Annotated in this window: 16 protein-coding genes and 1 rRNA gene; 7 read left to right on the forward strand and 10 right to left on the reverse strand. The window is 56.9% G+C overall.

The annotated features are described in order from the left end of the window. The first annotated feature begins 129 nt into the window (after nt 1-129). From rrf to ACVBEG_RS03435, 4 genes are all read left to right on the forward strand, one after another. Nucleotides 130-245 (forward strand): 5S ribosomal RNA (rrf, locus tag ACVBEG_RS03420). Between the two features lie 198 nt (nt 246-443). Then, nucleotides 444-1,118, forward strand: a complete 675-nt coding sequence (locus ACVBEG_RS03425; protein WP_322177857.1) for a paraquat-inducible protein A — start codon at nt 444-446, stop codon at nt 1,116-1,118. Then, the gene (locus ACVBEG_RS03430) at nt 1,105-1,728 is read left to right on the forward strand and encodes a paraquat-inducible protein A (protein WP_322177858.1); all 624 of its coding nucleotides are present in this window, start codon (nt 1,105-1,107) and stop codon (nt 1,726-1,728) included. Before ACVBEG_RS03425 ends, ACVBEG_RS03430 begins: the two co-directional genes overlap by 14 nt. Next, the gene (locus ACVBEG_RS03435; protein WP_447107394.1) at nt 1,721-4,021 is read left to right on the forward strand and encodes an MlaD family protein; all 2,301 of its coding nucleotides are present in this window, start codon (nt 1,721-1,723) and stop codon (nt 4,019-4,021) included. Before ACVBEG_RS03430 ends, ACVBEG_RS03435 begins: the two co-directional genes overlap by 8 nt. A 52-nt stretch (nt 4,022-4,073) precedes the next feature. On the opposite strand, the gene mksF is transcribed toward ACVBEG_RS03435, so the two are convergent. Genes mksF through mksB form a run of 3 tightly spaced genes read right to left on the reverse strand, consistent with a single transcriptional unit; the run spans nt 4,074 to nt 8,888 of the window. Then, nucleotides 4,074-6,908: an Mks condensin complex protein MksF gene (gene mksF, locus ACVBEG_RS03440; RefSeq protein ID WP_322177860.1), complete on the reverse strand. Its 2,835-nt coding sequence runs from the start codon at nt 6,906-6,908 to the stop codon at nt 4,074-4,076. After that, nucleotides 6,905-7,621 carry an Mks condensin complex protein MksE gene (gene mksE, locus ACVBEG_RS03445; RefSeq protein WP_322177861.1) on the reverse strand — a complete coding sequence of 239 codons (717 nt, stop codon included), beginning with the start codon at nt 7,619-7,621 and terminating at the stop codon, nt 6,905-6,907. The genes mksF and mksE overlap by 4 nt, the downstream gene beginning before the upstream one ends. Next, nucleotides 7,611-8,888: an Mks condensin complex protein MksB gene (gene mksB, locus ACVBEG_RS03450; RefSeq protein WP_322177862.1), complete on the reverse strand. Its 1,278-nt coding sequence runs from the start codon at nt 8,886-8,888 to the stop codon at nt 7,611-7,613. The genes mksE and mksB overlap by 11 nt, the downstream gene beginning before the upstream one ends. Before the next feature lie 144 nt (nt 8,889-9,032). Between mksB and ACVBEG_RS03455 the strand changes: the two genes are divergently transcribed. Together ACVBEG_RS03455 and rimI are read left to right on the forward strand one after the other, a co-directional pair. Next, complete coding sequence (locus ACVBEG_RS03455) at nt 9,033-9,827, forward strand: energy transducer TonB (protein ID WP_322177863.1); 795 nt, start codon at nt 9,033-9,035, stop codon at nt 9,825-9,827. Nucleotides 9,828-9,849: 22 nt separating this feature from the next. Next, nucleotides 9,850-10,302, forward strand: a complete 453-nt coding sequence (gene rimI, locus ACVBEG_RS03460) for a ribosomal protein S18-alanine N-acetyltransferase (RefSeq protein ID WP_219063424.1) — start codon at nt 9,850-9,852, stop codon at nt 10,300-10,302. 3 nt (nt 10,303-10,305) lie between these two features. Here rimI and ACVBEG_RS03465 read toward each other — a convergent pair whose 3' ends face one another. After that, a complete protein-coding gene (locus ACVBEG_RS03465; RefSeq protein ID WP_322177864.1) occupies nt 10,306-10,713 on the reverse strand; it encodes a serine kinase/phosphatase in 408 nt (135 codons plus the stop codon). Nucleotides 10,714-10,866: 153 nt separating this feature from the next. On the opposite strand from ACVBEG_RS03465, the gene can reads away from it, so the two are divergent. After that, a complete protein-coding gene (gene can / locus ACVBEG_RS03470; protein WP_322177865.1) occupies nt 10,867-11,508 on the forward strand; it encodes a carbonate dehydratase in 642 nt (213 codons plus the stop codon). A gap of 98 nt (nt 11,509-11,606) precedes the next feature. Here can and ACVBEG_RS03475 read toward each other — a convergent pair whose 3' ends face one another. The 6 genes from ACVBEG_RS03475 to ACVBEG_RS03500 all read right to left on the reverse strand — a co-directional run bounded on the left by ACVBEG_RS03475 (nt 11,607) and on the right by ACVBEG_RS03500 (nt 16,836). After that, complete coding sequence (locus ACVBEG_RS03475) at nt 11,607-12,980, reverse strand: diguanylate cyclase domain-containing protein (protein WP_447107395.1); 1,374 nt, start codon at nt 12,978-12,980, stop codon at nt 11,607-11,609. 285 nt (nt 12,981-13,265) lie between these two features. Further along, nucleotides 13,266-13,835 (reverse strand): GNAT family N-acetyltransferase, encoded by a 570-nt coding sequence (locus tag ACVBEG_RS03480; RefSeq protein ID WP_407074676.1) that lies wholly within the window; start codon nt 13,833-13,835, stop codon nt 13,266-13,268. Nucleotides 13,836-14,030: 195 nt separating this feature from the next. Further along, nucleotides 14,031-15,173 carry a nickel/cobalt efflux protein RcnA gene (locus ACVBEG_RS03485; protein ID WP_447107396.1) on the reverse strand — a complete coding sequence of 381 codons (1,143 nt, stop codon included), beginning with the start codon at nt 15,171-15,173 and terminating at the stop codon, nt 14,031-14,033. A 7-nt stretch (nt 15,174-15,180) separates the two neighbouring features. Continuing rightward, nucleotides 15,181-15,480, reverse strand: coding sequence for a metal-sensing transcriptional repressor (locus tag ACVBEG_RS03490; RefSeq protein ID WP_322177868.1), 300 nt, complete (start codon nt 15,478-15,480; stop codon nt 15,181-15,183). A gap of 132 nt (nt 15,481-15,612) precedes the next feature. Then, complete coding sequence (locus ACVBEG_RS03495; protein WP_322177869.1) at nt 15,613-16,461, reverse strand: FTR1 family iron permease; 849 nt, start codon at nt 16,459-16,461, stop codon at nt 15,613-15,615. Between the two features lie 21 nt (nt 16,462-16,482). Next, the gene (locus tag ACVBEG_RS03500; protein WP_322177870.1) at nt 16,483-16,836 is read right to left on the reverse strand and encodes a cupredoxin domain-containing protein; all 354 of its coding nucleotides are present in this window, start codon (nt 16,834-16,836) and stop codon (nt 16,483-16,485) included. Nucleotides 16,837-16,876: the final 40 nt, after the last annotated feature.

The following is a 16,876-nucleotide window of genomic DNA, read 5'->3' on the forward strand; positions in this document are numbered from 1 at the left end:
TGCGTCGAAAGAGCAGATTGCGGTGTGTGAAGACGACACAAACCGAAAATTGGCAACAACCCACAGATCTATCACATCCCCATTAGTTGGCCCGTTGCGCGCAAGCACGACGATCCGGCAGCCGAATTTCTTGACGACCATAGAGCATTGGAACCACCTGATCCCATCCCGAACTCAGCAGTGAAACGATGCATCGCCGATGGTAGTGTGGGGTTTCCCCATGTGAGAGTAGGTCATCGTCAAGATTAAATTCCGAAACCCCTGTCTGCTTACGCAAACAGGGGTTTTGTTTATGCGCGGAGAAAACATCCTCCCCATCAAAAAGGCCTTAGTCCGCTCGCATCGGAACCTGTACTCGCATGCGGTAAAAAATTTGCGCGGCTATTTTTTGGGTAGACCACTAGAATGGGCCGCTATCCTTTCGTCTTTGAGTCTCCAGTTCTATGCCCGATCAAGCCAACTCCAGCGGCCTGGCCCAAGTGCCGCTAGATGAGTTGCCGCTCGATGATTTGGTGGCTTGTCATGAATGCGATCTGCTCATGCGCAAGCCCGTGTTGTCCCGCGGCGAAAAAGCTCAGTGCGTGCGCTGCGGCTACGAGCTTTATGCCCAAAGGCACAATGTCGTTCAGCACAGCTTGGCATTAGTGATCGCGGCATTATTGCTGTACATCCCCGCGAACTTTTTGCCCATCATGCATCTCAATCTCCTGGGCCAAACCTCGAAAGACACCGTTTGGACGGGCGTGCTGGGATTATTCGATACCGGCATGCAAGGCGTCGCAGCGGTGGTGTTTCTGTGCAGCATGGGTATCCCGTTACTCAAATTGCTCTGTCAGTTGTCTGTGTTGCTGAGCATTCGTTTGAATGTTGGCCGGAGCTTTGGCCTGCTGCTCTACCGTATTTATCATCACCTTCGTGATTGGGGCATGCTTGAGGTGTATCTCATGGGCGTGCTGGTCGCGCTGGTCAAGCTTTCCGACCTCGCTGAGCTGACTCTGGGCGTGGGGCTGCTATGTTTTATCGGCTTGTTGTTGGTTCAGGTCTGGCTTGAAGTGACCATGTCGCCCCACCAGATTTGGCAGGCGTTATCAGGTGGAGATGCACATGCGGGCGATTGATGCCGGGATTCTGATTTGTGCGGAATGCCATGAACTCAACAAAGCTGACCCGGACAATGACAACCTGACGTGTACTCGCTGCGGAGCGCAGGTACACCCTCGTCGCCCTGACAGCATGAAGCGCACGTGGGCATTGCTGGTGACTGCGGCCATTTTGTACATCCCTGCCAATATGTTGCCGATCATGACAGTCAGCTCATTGGGGCAGGGTGATCCCTCGACCATCATGTCAGGCGTCATTCAACTGATGCAACATGGGATGTACCCCATTGCCATCGTGGTGTTCGTAGCCAGTATTCTAGTGCCCACGTTCAAATTGATCGGTCTGGGCCTACTGCTTTTCTCGGTACAGCGTCGTCAGCCCTTATCGGCGCAACAGCGCATCATCATGTACCGCTTCATTGAGTTCATCGGTCGCTGGTCTATGTTGGACATATTCGTGATCGCCATTCTTGTGGCTGTGGTGAATTTTGGCCGCATCGCCAGTGTCGAAGCTAATCTTGGCGCAGTCGCTTTTGCCAGTGTGGTGATTTTGACGATGCTCGCCGCAGTAACTTTTGATCCCCGACTTATTTGGGACAACACGGAGTCGGATGACGACCATGAGTGATTTGCCTACCGCTAAAACCCGCCCTGCGTCCAATTGGTCTGCGATCTGGATACTGCCCTTGATTGCGTTGATCATTGGCGGGTGGCTTGGCTGGCGGGCATATAGCCAGTCAGGCATCGAGATTGAGGTGCGTTTTGAAAGTGGCGAAGGCATCCAGGCCAACAAGACCGAAGTGGTCTACAAAGGCATGTCGATCGGCAAGGTCAAGGCCTTGACGTTAGATGATGAAGGCAATACAAAAGGCGTTATTGCAACCATTGAAGTGAACAAAGAGGTCGAACCGTCCCTGCGGGCCAACAGCCGTTTCTGGCTGGTAAAACCGAGCATCACGTTGGCAGGGATCACCGGTCTGGAAACTTTGGTGTCGGGTAACTACATTGCCGCAAGCCCTGGCGATGGTGAGCCAACACGCAAGTTCAAAGCGTTGGCAGAGGCACCACCGCTCTCGGACAGATTGCCGGGGCTGCACCTGACCCTCAAGGCCGACCGTTTGGGTTCGTTGAATCGAGGCAGTCCGGTGTTCTACAAGCAGATCCAGGTTGGGCAGGTCAAAAGCTATGTCCTGTCGGAAGACCAAGGCACGGTCGAGATTAAAGTCTACATCCAGCCGACCTACGCCAATCTAGTGCGTAAACACACACGTTTCTGGAACGCCAGCGGCATTAGCATCGACGCCAATCTGTCTGGAGTAAAGGTGCGCAGCGAGTCGCTGGCCAGCATCGTTGCTGGCGGTATTGCCTTCGCTACGCCAGAGCACCGAAAAGACAGCCCACCCACCGACCCCAGTCTGCCTTTTCGTCTGTATGAGGATTTTGACGCCGCTCAAGCCGGGATACGGGTCAAGCTCAAGCTGAGCGACTTCGAAGGTTTGCAGGCCGGCCGTACGCCCGTGATGTACAAGGGTATTCAGGTCGGCAACATGAAAACGCTCAAGGTCGATCCCGATCTTTCCAGCGCTACGGTCGAATTGGCCCTGGACCCTTTGGCTGAAGACTATCTGGTGGAAGGCACCCAGTTTTGGGTAGTCAAACCCTCAATTTCGCTGGCGGGCATTACGGGTTTGGAGGCATTGGTCAAAGGTAACTACATCGCGGTTCGTCCCGGCGATCTAGGTTCGCCGCCCAGACGCGATTTCGTCGCCAGAGCCAAGGCACCACCACTGGACCTGCGCTCGCCAGGTCTGCATATGGTGCTGTTCAGCGACACACTGGGTTCGCTGGATGTCGGCAGTCCTATCCTTTACAAGCAGGTTAAGGTCGGCTCAATCCAGAGCTATCAATTCTCCCGCGACCAGAAACAAGTCGTGCTCGGCGTACATATCGAGAAGGAATACGAAAATCTGGTCAATGGCTCGACTCGCTTCTGGAATGTCAGCGGCATCACACTGAAGGGGGGGTTATCGGGTATTGAGGTCAAAAGCGAGTCCCTACAAAGTTTGATGGCGGGGGGCATATCCTTTGAAACGCCGCTGGCCAAATCGCCGCTGCAAAAACGTATCCCTCGCTTCCGCTTGTTTGCCAGCCGTGATCTGGCCACACAGCGCGGGACCGAAATCACGATCAAAGTCGACCGTGCAGACGGTCTGCATCCCGGTACGACAATCCGCTATAAAGGTCTGGATGTCGGCAAGGTCGAAGACGTCGATCTGACCAGTGATCTACAGGCGGTGATGCTGACGGCGCGGATCACCGAAGTACCCGACAAAATCGCCCGTGTGGGCACCGAGTTTTGGGTGGTCAAGCCAGAAGTGGGATTGATCAAAACCTCGAATCTCGAGACTTTGGTCACCGGCCAATACCTGGAAGTGTTGCCGGCCAGCAAAAGCGCGGGACCGCAGAAAAGCTTTGTTGCGTTGAAGGCCCCTCCGAATGCTTCCGCACGTGACGAGGGATTGAGTGTGGTCCTGAGCGCGCCACGTCGTGGCTCAATCAAGCCGGGTGTGCCGGTGACTTACCGTGAAGTGACAGTAGGCAAGGTCATGAGCTACGAATTGGGCCCGACGGCTGATCGTGTATTGATCCACATCCTGATCGAGCCGCGTTATGCGTCGTTGGTTCGGGGCGGCAGTCGTTTCTGGAACAGCAGTGGCTTTGGCGTTGACTTCGGCTTGTTCAGAGGTGCGACCGTCCGTACGGAGTCGCTGGAGACGCTGATCGATGGCGGCATCGCGTTTGCCACGCCGGAGGGGGAGCGCATGGGGAGTCAGGCGCGACCTGAGCAAACCTTCCCGTTGTTCGACAAAGCCGAGGATGAATGGCTGCAGTGGGCGCCCAAGATTTCTCTCGGGAAGTAGAGCAGTCAACGCGGTGTGCCAGGCACACCGCGTTGGCTTCTTCAGCTGCACATCAGGCCAGCACGGTCTCTGCTTCAGGATCTGCCGCCACTGCTTTCACCTCGTCATGGCGACGGATGTATTTCCAGTCGGCCTCGTCGATGTAAATGCCGTTAGGTCCGCTACCGCCTTCCAGATCGATCGCAACGTGTGCCGAGACCTGGGGTTTGACGCTGGCCAGAATCGGTACAAAGCCTAGCTGCAAACTGGTCTCCAGCAAGGCGGCCTGGTTTTTCTCGTCAATGTCGGCCGCTTCGTCGAGGTAGTAAGGCAGACGAATGCGCCCGGCTTGATCGCGATCCATCAAGTGCAGCAACAAATACATGTTGGTCAGCGCTTTGATGGTCATGGTCGTACCGTTAGACGCCGCACCATCGATATCGGTATGAATCACGGGTTGGCCGTTGACCTTGGTGATTTCAAAGGCCAGTTCGAACAAATCCTTCAGGCCGAGTTGGTTGTGGTTAGCCGCCACCAACCGTGCCAGATATTCCTTGGCCTCTTCGTTCTTGTTGTCCTGATCGGCACTTTGGCTGAGGTCGAATACCGACAGCGTTTCGCCTTCTTCGTACTGACCAGCGCTATGGATGATCTGGTCGATGTGTTTGAGTGCTTCCTTGTTCGGCGCCAGAACGATGCGGAAACTCGCCAGGTTGGACACCTGCCGTTTGTTGATCTCGCGGTTGAACAGCGCCAGTTGATGCTCAAGGCTGTCGTAGTCGCTGCGAATATTACGCAAGGTCCGGGCGATGTCGGTCACTGCTGCACGCCGTGCTTTACCCAGAGTAAGTGCCTCGTCTTGGCGATGCGCGTAGGCGTTGATCAGCAAGTGCAGGCGACGCTCCATGTCATCTTCACTGTCGAATTTGGCTACACCCTTGAGGCGCACTTGAGCGTAAAGCGCTTCAATCTGGCCATCGCTGCGCTGCAAACCCTGCCAGCTGTCCTGATAGTCATTGAGCAGCGGCAGCAGGTTCTCCAGCGAGTCATCCACCGGTTCCATGAACGGCGTACCGAACGGCATATCTGCAGGCAATAGCTGACGACGACGCAGGGCGTCATCCAGCGTGCGTTGCTTGGCTTCCATGTCGCCGATCTGCCGACCGACCAGTTGCAGCTTGGCGGAGAGCTGCTGCACACGTTCGGTGAAAGCATCGCTGGAGCGTTTGAGCTCGTCCTGCGCGGCTTCCATTTGCGCCAGCTGTTCGAGTTTCTCCGGCTCTTCCGCATTCAACGTCTGGCTGCGACGGAAGTCTTCCAGCGCTTTTTGCGCGTCCAATACCTGCTGGTACAGGGCTTCGGTCTGCGTTTTGCTCGCCGCCCGGTCCGAGGCAACGGCCTGTTGGACTTTCAGCTGCTTGAGTTCTTTTTCCAGACGTTCTTTCTGATCACGCAGTGCCGCACGGTCAGCCAGGGCTTGCAGCGCGGGCGGTTCAATGTGGGAAAGATTGATCGTCAGGCCCGGGACTTCGAAGCGCTCGCCTTTAAAGCTGTCGAGGATCAGCTCCAGTGATTTGACCCACGCGTCGCCATCATCGAGTGCAATACCCTGCTCGCCGAGTGGCAGGCTGAATAGCGCGCTGTTGAACAAACGCATCAACCGCTCGACATCTGGCTGCGAGAACTCTTCGCGCAAGCGGGCATAGCTGTTGTTGTCAGCGTGATCGAGTTGTTGCTTGACCGACTTCAGGCGTTTTTCCAGATCGCGCAGGCGTTCATCCAGGTCCTCGGCGCTGAACTGCCGGGACTGGGCCAGCGCACCGGCCAGTTCATCGTGAGCATCCTTGGCTGCCAGCAATTGCTGCTCCAAGACCTTGACGTCATCGACCAGCGCAAAACGATGCTTGAGTACCGACAACTCGCCGATCCAGCGCTGAATACCGCTGATTTCTCGCTCCAGGCGCATCAACTCCTGAGTCCCGCCACGCTGATCGTTTTGCAGCGAGTCCTGCTCGTTTCGGTAATGTTCGGCCTGGATCACCAGCTCTTCTTTGCGCGCGTTGGAATAGTCCTGCCACGTGCCCAGTAGCGAATCGAGCAGCGGTGACAGTCGGTGCAGTTTGCCGCGTAGTACTTCCCGCTGCTTGACCCCAGAGGACAGGGCTTCGACCAGTGGACCGGCGAGAACCAGTGCGTTGTAGTCCTGTTCCATGCGGCGTACGTCGCGGAAGGCTTCTTCGCACGCGGCGATGTAATCAACGCTGCCGGACCGCAAGCTGTGTTCAAAGGCATCGAGGAACAACTGCTTGAGTTTCGCCGCCGTGATTTCGCGCATATGCAGCAAGTTGATGAACAAGGCTCGGAAGGTCTTCAGGCTCTGTTCGCTGGTGGAGCGCAGCGGGATCAGGGTCAGGTCCAGCGGGATCGACGTATGACCACCCACCAGCAGGCGACGCAGTTCATCGGGCTTCAGCTCATAGGCTTTCAGGCCGTGGCTTTCCAGGTTGCTGAACAGCTCTTTTTGCCGCAAGCAGGTGTCATTTTTCTGATAGTGCGCCAGGTCCAGTTTGCCAGCGTAAGCAAAAAACTGGTGACCGAACCCACCGCCCGGTCCGCGTCCGACCACGCCAATCACATGCGGGCCGTGGGGCAGCGAGACTTCCACCAGGATGTAACTGGTGTCGGAGGCGAAATAGAAGCGCCGCGACTGTTCCAGGCTGTACTTACCGAAACTCATGTCCGACATGCGCGCCAGAATCGGGAATTGCAGGGCGTTGATCGAGGCGCTTTTGCCCAGGTTGTTCGCGCCGTACACCGACAAGGGGTGTTCCAGCGGGAACAGACCAAGGCTGTAGCCAGCCGTGTTCAGCAGGGCAAAGCGGCGGATGCCATAACGTTCCTGGCTCATGCGTCCATCTCCTGTTGCTCGGCGGCAATGGCCCGGGCCAACGCCTGCGCTTCGGTTTCTTCAGGTTCGTCGAACTCGGCGAGATCCAGCGGGTCATCGGTTTTCAGGAGTTTTTCGTCGCTGTCGCTGTCATCGTCAATCAGGATCGGCGTGGGCAGTGGCAACACGCTGTGCAGGCTGGCCGCCAGATCACGGTCCTGTTGCACCGATAGGCAGACGTCGAGGAAACGGTGCATCGGCGGCAGGAATCGGTAGATGCCGTTTTCTTCGTTGGCGAAACCGAGCTGGGTCATGCGGCGCATGATTTTCTCTTCCAGCTCTTCCTGGGTTTGTACTTCGGCTTGCACAAACAGGTCGCGGTATTTTTCCAGCAACGAAGGCAGCTCATCACGGCCCAGGCTACCGCCGTCGAGCACTGCGACCGGGTCGCGGCCCTGATCGGCCAAGTGCTCGACGATGATGAAGGTGAACAGCGCCAGGCGTTGCGCGGTCTTGTTCACCTGTGCGGCGGCCATTTCCGGGACGAAGTAATAGAAACCGCGGGTGTCGCAGACCAGTTCAAAGCCCAGGGCCTTGAACAGCGTTCGGTACTGGTCCTGGCAATTGGACAGCTGCGCATACAGCTCCGGGTCGCGGCGGCTGATGTGGTAACCCTTGAACAGCTCGCGAAAAATCGGCGCCAGCTGGGACAGTTCGGATAGATCAAGATGCATGAGGGGTGCTCGCGGAATTCTCTAGGTGCTCGTCTCGGCTAGAGAGCAGGGCGAAGGAGCGCAGGCTGACCTGATGCTCCTGCGTGTTGTAATCGCGACGTTCAAGGCGCTCACGGGTAAAACGCTTGTCCCGCGACAGGCGCGAGAACCAGTACAGCAATTCGTCGGTGGCGCCGTCCGGTTCTTGCTCCAACAGCCAAACCATCAAATCCGGCATCGGCAGGGCGTCTTCGCAGCGCTCCAGCATTTCTTTGACCGTGCGGGGCGCGCGGGGCGGTTCGCCTTTGCGTGTGACGTTGGCCTTGGGGAATTTCGCCGGTTTCGGTTCGAAGCGGGCCAAGGCATACACATAGGCTTCAACCTGACTGGCGCTGCCCAGGAACGTGCTTTGTGGTCGAGTGAACATCGACATAGCCGCTTGCGGCACGGCATCCAGCCCTTTACGGCGGATAGCAGAAAGCGCCAGCGCCGCACCACGGGTGACTGCGTTATGCCGGCGGGCTTCCTCACGCAGCGGCAACAGCAGCTCGCGGGCGTGACGCAGGGTCAGTTGAGCGCTGGTTTGCATCTCCAGGATGCGTGCGTGGGTACGCAGCAACATGTCGTCATCGACCAGATGGCCAAGGCGCTGCTGTTCGGTGAGCAGGCGCAGCAGAACATTTTCCACCTTGCGCACGCCCTGTTCGAACGCCCCGTCGGCGTTGACCAACTGGATCATCGGTTCGATGTACTCGTCCCAGGTCGCCAGCACCTCGGCATAGCGCTGACGCAGCGGAATCTGCCGGTCACTGGTCTTGGCCCGGTCAGCCACGGCGACCAGCGCCTGCTCATCATTGGCCAGCTTTTTCAGAACATCGCGCACACGCATGTCCAGCAGACGCAATTGCCGCGCCAGGTCGTTGGCATCGCGGATGTCGAAAGCGTCCTGGATATAGCCTGCCAGACGCTCCAGATGGCGTAGATAGGCTTCGATCTCCAGACACAGGCCAAGGCGATGTTCACGCCGGAGATAGGACAGAAAGTCATGGATCTGTGCGTTCAGTTCAAAACGGTTAGGGCTTTTAGCTACCGGAACCAGAATATCCAGACGAATCCACACGTCCAGCAGGCTGGTGATGTCTTGTGGCGTGCTATCCAGTTGCTGGGCGGCCAGTTGCAGGCGCAGTTCGCTCAGGCTCAAGGTGCCTTGGTCGAAGTGTTCGCACAGTGGCTCAAGGAGCGCCCAGTGTTCGGCAAGGGCGCGCAATACGCGCTTAGGTTCGATCATGGGAAGGCCGGTTGGTTGGCAAATAAAAGCAGCGATTGTACTGCATCGGCTACCTGAGATTTCACCTCCGGGCGATCAACTGCGGCGGGAATCGGCGAAGGGCGGTAGAATCGCCGACTTAACTTATCCACAGGTGGCTGACCTTTGCTTAATGAGTCCCGCCGCCGCGCTTATATGACTGCCATGCAGGTGGTCAATTGGCTGCCGCGCACCGAACTGCCCTTTGCCGCACCTTCACGCCCGGAATTGCTCGGGCCCTTGCCGTTGCCGGTCGAACAGGCTGTTGCTTCGCCTGCGCCCGCCGTCGCTGTTACGCCAGTCGCCACGCCTGTTGCGCGTCCGGTAGTCGAGCGGCCGAAAATCGAAGTGCCCCGTCCGTCGCTTTCCAGCACCCGAAATGGTGCCGTGGCCGACGCAGAGGTCGCTGCACCAGCACCAATCAAGGCCGTTGCCGTTCCTCCTCCACGCTTTGCCTTGCAACTGCTGCGGGCCGGGCGTTGCCTGGTGCTGGTCGAGTTACCCACAGGCGAGGCATTTCAGAGTCGCGACCCGTCCTATATGTTGCTCAAGGACATGTTGCGTGCCGCCGGTCTGCCTGACAGCCCGCAAATCATTGGCGAGCCGGTGCGTTGGCCATTGTTGGTCCGTGGTCAATTGGACCAGGGCCCCGCAGCCGCGCGTGATTTCGTGCAGGGATTTGTCCTCGCCCGACTGGAAGATGAGCCGTGTGCATGCCTGTGGCTGATCGGCTTGCCTGCGGTGCGATTTGCTGGCGAAGCCACTGCCGAGTCCTACAATCAAGAATTGCAGATCGACGGTCTGGGCAGTGCCTGGGCGCTGCCCGGTCTGGAATTATTAATGGATGAGCCGCAACGCAAGGCCGATGTCTGGCAAGCCATGCGTCGGCTGATGACACGCTGGAAAACGATTGATGACTGACGTTTCAATAAAGAGCCCCTCAATGAGCGACGCTGTAACTTTCCGCCCGATGACCGAAGCGGACCTGGACGCTGTACTGAAAATCGAATACGCGGCGTTCAGCCATCCCTGGACCCGAGGCATCTTTCTCGACGGGCTCAAATCCTACGAAATATGGCTGATGTTCGAAGGCGCCCAGCAAGTCGGCCACGGCGTGATCAATGTCATTATCGACGAAGCGCACCTGCTCAATATCACCGTCAAGCCAGAAAGCCAGGGCCGTGGTCTGGGCCTGCGCTTGCTGGAACACCTGATGTCGCGGGCCTACCAGATGAACGGCCGCGAATGTTTCCTCGAGCTGCGCGCGAGTAACCAAGCAGCCTATCGCCTGTATGAGCGCTACGGCTTCAACGAGGTGGGCCGCCGTCGGGATTATTACCCTGCGGTCGGCGGGAGCGAAGACGCGCTGGTCATGGCCTGCACCCTGTTTGAATAGTCGTTACTCTGGCTTGCCGTCGAGCGGATCGTGGCGAGCCAGTTCGGCTTCATCCAGGCCATCACCACCCCCGATGTCATCTTCATCGACGACACTCAAATCCCAGTCGGTAGGGCGGTTTTCGCCAGCTTCATTAGCTGAACGTGCGCCATCTTCGTCGATCATGTTTTCCGGGTCCAGGTCATCGTCGGTAGAGTGGTGATCCGGGGTCGACGCGCCGGTCATCCCCGCTTCACGAACCCGCTTGTCCGGGAACTCATGTTCGAGTTCGTTTTCTGGCACAAGATCGCCGATGCGACCGGTGTCCTCCTCTTCATCGAAGTGCAATTCTTCCATCGAGCCCATACGGTCTTCATTGTCATCGATCGGTTCAGGCTGTGGGGCACCGTAAGGGCGGCGTGATTCAGTCATGGCAATTCCTCATGTTTTGGGGCCTTATAAAGATTGACCGGCCGCAACGATGAAGATTCCTTTTGTATCCTCAGCAAAAGTAGTGGCACATAAGCGTGACCCAGACAGCCGGGCGCCAGTCAAAGCTGGGCATCATTTTCGAGGCTTCAACGCATGAACGAACTACAAGATCTGATTGATAACAACGAGCGCTGGGCCGACGCGATCAAGCAGAAAGACCCGGAATTTTTCGCCAAACTGGCCCGCCAGCAAGCGCCTGAATACCTGTGGATCGGTTGTTCTGATGCACGCGTGCCAGCCAACGAAATCGTCGGCATGCTGCCGGGCGATCTGTTCGTACACCGTAATGTCGCCAATGTTGTGCTGCACACTGACCTTAATTGCCTGTCGGTGATTCAGTACGCGGTGGACGTGCTCAAGGTCAAACATATCCTCGTCACTGGCCACTATGGCTGTGGCGGCGTACGTGCAGCGATGCAGAATCGCCAGCTTGGCTTGATCGATGGCTGGCTGCGTTCGATCCGCGATTTGTATTACGAAAACCGCGTCCCCTTGGCCCTGCTGCCAACTGAAGAAGAGCGTGTTGATCGGCTGTGCGAACTAAACGTGATCCAGCAAGTGACCAATGTCGGCCACACCAGCATTGTGCAAAATGCCTGGCATCGGGGGCAGAGCCTGTCGATTCACGGCTGCATCTACGGGATTAAGGATGGCCGCTGGAAAAGCCTGAACGCGACCATCACCGGTTTCGAGCAGCTGCCGCCGCAATACCGGCTTCGTCCGCTGGGTGAATGAAAGGCAAGGCGACTCATTCCTTGAGTCGCCTTGTATCCGCTTTTTTTAAAGTGGTGGCTGAGCCAGCACCGAGCCAGTCGGCGGCTGCACGTCGTGGGTCACTCGGCATCGCACGGGCTAGGCTCGGCCTTCGTACGGAAGTGATTACCGCCATTCCTTTTCGCGAAATACATGGCTTCATCGGCGTGCTTGAGCAGCTGTTTCTCTTCTATGCCATGTTCGGGGTAGAGCGCGATCCCGATGCTCAGCAGAGTACACAAGCCTTGACCTTCCATGTTCAGCGGGTGACTAAGCTCGCGATGGATTTTTTCAGCCACCCGCAAGGCGTCCTCCGGTAACTGGATGTTGTGCAGCAGCACCAGAAACTCGTCACCGCCGATGCGCGCAACCGTATCGGTTTCGCGCACGCATTGTTTTAGGCGCTGTGCCACTTCTTGCAGTAACTGATCGCCTGCCGCATGGCCGAGGGTGTCGTTGACCTGTTTGAACTTGTCCAGATCGAGGTAGAGCAGGGCGAACTGGCCTTGTTCGCGCCGGGCCATCGCGAGTGCAGTCTGCAGCCGATCTTGGAACAGTCCGCGATTAGGTAACTGGGTCAGTTGGTCATATTGGGCCATGTATTGCAGTCGAGCGTGCAGTTGTTTGCGCTCGATAGCGGCGGCGACTTGAGTGGAGACGAACTGCAACAGCTCTTGATCCTTCACGGTATAGCGTGTGCCACCTGAGTAGCTCTTGACCACCAAAGCACCGATAGTGCCCCGGTTCGAGTGCAACGGTACGCCCAGCCAGCACAGCGAATCGGTGTCGAACTCGGCGCGTAAATATTCCGGAAAGGTGGTCAGTGTCTCGGGGGTCAATAGCAGCGGGAGCCCGGTGCGGATCACCTCGGCACTCAAAGAGTCGGTGACTGTTTGTGGATCGGGTGCCTGGTCCTGTTCATCCACGTGGTAGGCAAAGCTCAACTGGTCACTCTTTTCGTCGTACAGCGTCACGGAAAAATTCAGTGCGGGCAGCAGTTCGCCAATGATCTGATGAATGCGATGAAACAGGGCGGGCAGATCCTCGGCGGCGTGGGCGGCTTCAGAAATGGAGTACAGCGCGGCTTGTACCGACTCAGACTGTTTGCGCTCAGTGATATCACGTGCAACCCCGATCCTTAGTTGATCGACTTCCGACCAGCGGGCCGACCACATGATGTGCACGATTTGCCCGTCTTTGCGCACATAACGGTTTTCGAAATGGGGTTTAGGCTGCCCGCCGATGATTTCGCTGGCGGCCAGCAGCGTCCGCGCTCGATCTTCGGGCAGCACCATGTCTATCATGACCCGGCCGATCATTTCCTCGGGCGTATAGCCGAAAATGCGTTCACACGCAGCGCTCACAAATACAAAGCGGCCCTGAGAGTCCACCACGCAGACAGCGTCGAGCATCAGGTCAACAAAGTTGCTCAACTGTGGGTAGGGGTTTTCCATAGGGAAGCGCTTGCCTGGAAAAATTAATGGTCGAGGACCGACATTCAGACCGATAGGCTGCTACAGATAGTGGCCGAAGCATAGCGTGATTTCAATTCAATGGGATGAACCCGATTACCAGCACGTCACGCTACTGATGATGGAGTGACGGCAGGAGGTTGATTCGAAGGTTTCGAGACGCTGGCCCTCTTGGTGGTTGGAGGGCCTGAGGGGGGTAAATGATAGGTGAGGCCGGGACAGATAGCACGTTACCTCGAAACGACCGTGCTATCTGCGAGGGCGGTGTTACTTCAATGCAAGTTTGTAAATGACTTGGGTCGCGTCCATGGGATCTCGGTGGCATTCAAAGCCTAACTGTTTAGTCAGCTGATGCATGTGAGTATTGCTTGTTGAGTCAATCGATATCATCTGTGCAAAACCGTTACGCCGTGCGGCGTCGATTAAATGCCGCATGAGTAACGTCCCCATGCCCAGATTTTGCCAGTCATCGGCAATCACGACCGCGCATTCGCATTGCCCTTCCTCTTCCAGCGCGGCATAACGACTCACACCGATTTCGATCAAGTCGCCATCTTTATGCGCCAACGCGACGTAAGCCATCCGCTTTTTGTTATCAACGTCCATCAACTGATCGAGCAGGGCAATACTGGGTTCATTCATTGAACCGAGAAAGCGAAAGTGCCGCGACTCTGGGGAGAGCTTTTTGATGAAGTTAAACTCGCGATCCCTGTCATGCGGTGCCAACGGCCTGATCAGGATGTGGGTCCCGTTGCTCAGCAAATCGATCCAGTGTTCACCGTTGACGCTTGGAAACGCGGCGCTGCCGCTGACATTGCTTGTTGGACTTATGGTCATGTTGATGCTTCCGTCGCAAGAAATGGGAGGGACTCTAAGCGTGGAACTTTGAACCTCTTGTACGCCTCGGAAGGTATTGCCAACTGATCTAGATCAAAAGTCCATGCCGGGGAGGATCCCGGCTGACAAGCGGTGAGCGGCTATTTGATGGGCCCGTGCCTGCTTGCGTGCAGGCACATGCCAGCCTTTCGCTGATTATTGCCCGCTGAGTCCGAGCCAGCCATGTATGCCCACATACAGACCGACACCGATGATCAATAGGCTGGAGAGGTAAGGTGCGCGGCGCGCCACAGCGCCCAGCCACGGCCAGCGATTGGACGCCTGCTTTGCACCCACGGCCGCAGCGACACCGACGCTGACCAGGGTGATCGCTAAGCCGATGCTGAAGCACAGAACGAGCACGCCGCCTAAAGCGACCTCTTTAACCTGCAGGCACAGCAACAAAACGGTAATGGCCGCCGGGCAAGGAATCAGGCCTCCGGTCAAACCGAACATGATGATCTGACGTGTGGTGACCTCGCGGTGGGTGAAGCGTTTGCGAATGTCATTGGCGTGCGCCCGTTCATGCGCATCCTGATAGCCGTCTATCGATAGCTCCAGCCCTTCCAGCCCTTCCAGCTCGGCGTGAACGTGGTCGTGCTCATGCTCATGGAAGTCCAGATCATAATCATGAGTGTGACTGGCATGCCCCAGACTCAAGCGCGCGTTGAACTGATGAGGCTCGGGGATTTCGGCCACTGACTCCAGGTAGTCGCCGCGATCGACGAATGCGAACTGTTGGGTCAGTCCGTCTGTACGCGTCGTCGACACACTGACCTCGGCAGCAGGCCATGCATGCCCGCTCAACGATTTCACCCGCCAGCGTGGTGGGGTACCTTCTTCAAAAATCGACAGTTCGATGTGCCCATGGCCAGTATCGATGCGATGAGTTTCATCATGGTGATCATGCGCTCCATGATGGTGATCGCCATCTTGCTCGAACTTGAACATCTGTTCGCCGCGCCACGTGCGCCAGAGCATCCAGAGGGCAATCGCGATGATCATCGCTGATGAGACCAGCTGAAAGTACGGCTCAGTGGTTTGCGCATCCAGTCCTTTGCCCAGGTACATACCGCCGATAGCAACTAGCCACACCACTGCGGTGTGCGAAACCGTCGCCGCCAGACCCAGCAAAATCGCCTGTTTGACGGAGCCTCGAACGGCCACGATAAAAGCGGCCATCATGGTTTTCGAATGCCCTGGCTCCAGGCCATGCAATGCCCCCAGCAAGATGGCACTCGGGAAATACAGCCAGGCGTGAGTTCCACCCTGTTGCAGCAGTTCAGCGAAATTTGGCATGACAGGCCTACAGGTACTTGGTGATTTGCTTGAACTCTTCCAGTGGCGCACGCGCCCCATTGGCAAGTGCGTCCACGGTGTGTTCCAGGCAGTGATCGATGTGATCCTGAATAAGCGTTCGCTTGGCCTGACAAACCGCTTTCTCAACGGCGTGCAACTGCTGGGCAATATCCACGCAGGCCCGCTGATCTTCGATCATGGTGATGATGCTGCGCAGATGACCCTCGGCCTTTTTGAGCCTTTTAACAATCGCATCATGAGTCTGGTGCGTGTGAGGGTGAGGGTGAGGGTGTAAATCTTCGCTCATGGCGATGGGCGTCCTGGTTCAGAGTGCTGGCATAGTATCCCCCCGGGGGGGATAAAGTAAGCCTGCCGATAAACTCTGAAAATGCGAGGACGCTGCGTAAACGGTGAATCGGTATTCTGACGGGGAACCGAATCAGGTAAGGCTTGAGCCTGTATTTTTAAGCGGGAGAGACTTCTTGCCGGGGCGACCTGATCGTCGAACCAGCGCCGTGATAATGATCAGCGTCGCTAGATACGTCAGTACCTGAATCCCCGAGGGTTGGGCGCTATAACCAATAAGGGTGTGCAGCATTTTGCCAACGATGCTGCTTTCTTTTAGCAGCCAAGAGCTGTCCCACAGTGTTTCTCCCAGCGCCGGCAACCAGTTGGCGCTGACCAGAAACGCTACTCCCTGACTCGCCATGCCTGCCGCCAACAGGATAATCATCCCGTTTGTCACCTTGAACAGATGACGCATCGCGACGCGTAGCAAACCGAAGTAGAGCGCAATACCCATCGCCACGCCGCTGGCAATGCCCAGCAATCCGCCCATTAACATTTGCCAGGTCTGGTTTGGGTCGCTGGCCGCGATCCCGTACAAAAACAGCACGGCTTCGGACCCTTCGCGCAGCACAGCGACGGCCACGACGATGGCCATCCCGCTTAACGCGCGGTCTCCACTGCTCACGGCTTCACCGACCTCGGTGAGCTGTACCGCCATCTCACGCCCGTGCTTGCTCATCCAGATGCTGTGCCATGCCAACATCAGCGCCGCGATAAACATGACGCCCGCGTTAAACAGTTCTTGCCCGGCACCGGAGGCCCAAGCGCTGATGGCGTCAGCAAAGACCGCCACAAGGCTTGCGCCCAGAATGCCGCCCACAACGCCCCACGCCACCCAAAAACCTCTGCGGTATACGCCTTTGGTGGCGGCGAGGATGATGGACACCACAAGCGCAGCTTCGAGGATTTCCCTGAAAACAATGAGCGCTGTCGATAGCATGGGGTTTACTCCGGAAGTGGGTTATTTAACGATCAACCGAGCTTTCGAAATGCTTTCTTTGTACTCGTCATGAAACTCATAAGTGCCGGGTTTCAATGGGCCAATGAAAAAGCTCACGGTTTTGCCTCCCGTCACCAACTTGCCACCTTTAAAGTCATCGCTCATAAATTCGGCGGTGGTTTGATCACGGTTTTCAAGGGTGACCTTGACCTTCGTGTTGGCAGGAATTTCCAATGGATTCGGTGAAAACAGATGGTCCTTGATGACCAGTGAAACCTCCGCGTCAGCGGCGAGTGCGGGCTGAGCCATGGAAATAAAGGCGAGGGCGGCGGCAGCACTGACAGTTTTGACCAGACTGGAAATACGAAGTTGCATGCGTTTGATTCCGTTTAATCATTGGATCTTGGCAATATGA

This window comes from Pseudomonas sp. GG8 (genome assembly GCF_052976945.1).